The organism is Micromonospora maritima (assembly GCF_902825405.1).
In the GTDB taxonomy this organism is placed as follows: domain Bacteria; phylum Actinomycetota; class Actinomycetes; order Mycobacteriales; family Micromonosporaceae; genus Micromonospora; species Micromonospora maritima.
In genome coordinates this window covers 1-3,072 of record NZ_CADEAU010000584.1, presented here as the reverse complement: position 1 = coordinate 3,072, position 3,072 = coordinate 1, and the positions used below count along the sequence as shown (strand labels likewise).

The following is a 3,072-nucleotide window of genomic DNA, read 5'->3' as shown; positions in this document are numbered from 1 at the left end:
GAGCAGGCCGCGCCGGCCGCCGAGCAGCCGGCGACCGCCGCCGCCGAGTGATCTCGCCGTCGCGTCCCCGCCGTCCGGGTTCCCGGGCGGCGGGGCGCGGCGGGTACGCCGGGCAGAACCGGCCCGGAACCGGGTAACCAGCACCCCAGACCATCTCACTGACACCGAAGAGAGAGTCATGTCCAACTTCACCGCCGCGGACGTCAAGAAGCTCCGCGACCTCACCGGCGCCGGCATGATGGACTCCAAGAAGGCGCTGACCGAGGCCGAGGGCGACTTCGACAAGGCCGTCGAGATCCTGCGCGTCAAGGGCGCGAAGGACGTCGGCAAGCGGGCCGGCCGCACCGCCGCCAACGGTCTCATCGCCCACTCCGGCCAGGCGCTGCTGGAGCTCAACTGCGAGACCGACTTCGTCGCCAAGAACGACGCCTTCATCGCGCTGGCCCAGCAGCTGGTCGAGCACGGCGTGGCCAGTGGCGCCAGCAACGCCGAGGAGCTGCTCGCCAGCACCATCGACGGCAAGAGCGTGGCCGACCTGATCCAGGAGCAGTCCGCCAAGATCGGCGAGAAGCTGGTGCTGAACCGCTTCGCCAAGCTGGACGGCACCACCGCGGTCTACCTGCACCGCAAGAGCCAGGACCTGCCCCCGGCGGTCGGCGTGCTGGTGCAGTTCTCCGGCAAGACCGACGAGGCGGCCGACGCCGACGCGCGTGGCGTGGCCATGCAGATCGCCGCGATGCGCCCGAAGTACCTCACCCGTGACGAGGTGCCGGCGGAGACCGTCGAGTCCGAGCGGCGCATCGCCGAGCAGACCGCCCGCGAGGAGAGCAAGCCCGAGGCGGCGCTGCCGAAGATCGTCGAGGGTCGGGTCAACGCCTTCTTCAAGGACTTCGTCCTGCTGGAGCAGGCCGCGGTCGCCGACAACAAGAAGACCGTCAAGCAGGTGCTGGCCGACGCCGGCATCGAGGTGACCCGCTTCGTGCGGTTCGAGGTCGGCCAGGCCTGAGCCGCCGCTCCGGGCCGCTGGGCCCGGGCGCAGGGGAGAACGTCGACGAGGAGGCCGCCGGTGTACGCGACAGGCACCGCGGCCTCCTCGTCACATAGGGTCGGCAGGAGCACGTACGCGAGGCCCGCGCGGCGCGCGGGGAGAAGGGGCGGGGCGGATGACGCAGGTTGTGAGTGACCGGAGCCTGGCGGCGGACGATCCGACCGCCCCTCCGCCCGGTCGGTCCCGCCGGGTGGTGCTGAAGCTCTCGGGTGAGGTGTTCGGCGGTGGCGCGATCGGCGTCGACCCGGACGTCGTGCAGGGCATCGCCCGGCAGATCGCCACCGTGGTCCGCCGCGGCGTGCAGGTCTCCGTGGTGGTGGGCGGCGGCAACTTCTTCCGCGGCGCCGAGTTGCAGAAGCGCGGCATGGACCGGGCCCGCGCCGACTACATGGGCATGCTCGGCACGGTGATGAACTGCCTCGCGCTCCAGGACTTCCTGGAGAAGGAGGGCATCGAGACCCGGGTGCAGAGCGCCATCACGATGGCCCAGGTCGCCGAGCCGTACATCCCGTTGCGCGCGATCCGGCACCTGGAGAAGGGCCGCGTGGTGATCTTCGGTGCGGGCGCCGGGATGCCGTACTTCTCCACCGACACGGTGGCCGCCCAGCGGGCGCTGGAGATCCGCGCGGACGTGGTGCTGATGAGCAAGAACGGCGTGGACGCGGTCTACACCGCCGACCCCCGGATCGACCCGACGGCGAGCAAGCTCGACTCGATCACCTTCTCCGAGGTGCTGCGCCGCAACCTGCGGGTGGCCGACGCCGCCGCGTTCAGCCTCTGCATGGAGAACGGCCTGCCGATGCTGGTCTTCGGCGCCCAGGGCGACGACACCATCGTCCGGGCCGTCGGCGGCGAGAAGATCGGCACCCTGATCACCGCCTGACCGGTTCCCGACCGGCGGCGGTCCTCTGCCACTGCAGCACCAGCACAGCCCACGACGAGCGACAGAAGGAGGCGAGGAGACCGGTGATCGACGACACCCTCCTCGAGGCGGAGGAGAAGATGGAGCGTGCCATCGAGCACGCCAAGGAGGAGTTCGGCGGGATCCGCACCGGTCGCGCCAACGCCGCCATGTTCTCCCGGATCCTCATCGACTACTACGGCAGCCCCACCCCGCTGCCGCAGATGGCGTCCATCGCGGTGCCCGAGCCGCGCATGGTGATCATCAAGCCCTACGACAACTCGCAGACCAACGCGATGGAAAAGGCGATCCGCGACTCGGACCTCGGGGTCAACCCGAACAACGAGGGCAACCAGCTTCGCATCGTGCTCCCGCAGATGACCGAGGAGCGCCGCCGCGAGATGATCAAGGTCGCCCGGCACAAGGGCGAGGAGGCCAAGGTGGCCGTCCGCAACACCCGCCGCAAGGCCAAGGAGGAGCTGGACCGCCTGGTCAAGGACGGCGAGGTCGGCGAGGACGAGGGCCGGCGCGCGGAGAAGGAGCTGGACGACCTGACCCAGCGCTTCGTCGGCACCGTCGACGAGCTGGTCAAGCACAAGGAGAGCGAGCTGCTCGAGGTCTGAGCGGCAGGCGTACCGTGACGGCACCGCGCCGCCGCCGCCCGATCGCGGGCGGCGGCCCGGTGCCGTCGTCGTGCCCGGCGGCGTCCACCCTGGGTGCTTCGCGGGTGCAGTAGGCTCGGCACGATTCCCGACCACCACCGGGTGAACGGCGGGAGTCGCCCGGCCGTCGGTCGGTCAACAGGAAGTCTCACGCCGGTAGGGGATGGTCTTGGTCTTGCGTCATGTGGTGGCTTTCGTACCGTCTGCCGGTGCGTGATGTCCCACCCCGACCCCTACGGCGGCGCCGAGCCGCGCGGCTGGGACCGCCCGGCGCCCGCCCTGCCCTGGCCGGAGACCGATCTCGAACCCGGCTCGTGGCAGCGACCCGGCCCGGACGCCCACCCGCACCCCGCCGACGCGGGCGCCTACGCGCGCCCGGAGACGTACGCGCGGCCGGTGGCCGACCCGTACCCGGGGACGACCCGGCGGCACGACGCCGCGTGGCCGTACGACGGACCCCC

At 71.3% G+C, this 3,072-nt stretch carries 3 protein-coding genes and 1 pseudogene; all 4 read left to right on the top strand.

The features are described from left to right. The first annotated feature begins 178 nt into the window (after positions 1-178). The gene (gene tsf / locus HUW36_RS29475; protein WP_174531099.1) at positions 179-1,006 is read left to right on the top strand and encodes a translation elongation factor Ts; all 828 of its coding nucleotides are present in this window, start codon (positions 179-181) and stop codon (positions 1,004-1,006) included. A 157-nt stretch (positions 1,007-1,163) separates the two neighbouring features. Continuing rightward, positions 1,164-1,931 (top strand): UMP kinase, encoded by a 768-nt coding sequence (pyrH, locus tag HUW36_RS29470; RefSeq protein ID WP_036345766.1) that lies wholly within the window; start codon positions 1,164-1,166, stop codon positions 1,929-1,931. Positions 1,932-2,014: 83 nt separating this feature from the next. Further along, entirely contained in the window at positions 2,015-2,572 is a 558-nt protein-coding gene (frr, locus tag HUW36_RS29465) for a ribosome recycling factor (RefSeq protein ID WP_091580162.1), read from the top strand. A gap of 255 nt (positions 2,573-2,827) precedes the next feature. Continuing rightward, positions 2,828-3,072, top strand: a pseudogene (locus HUW36_RS29460) (phosphatidate cytidylyltransferase); the annotation flags it as partial.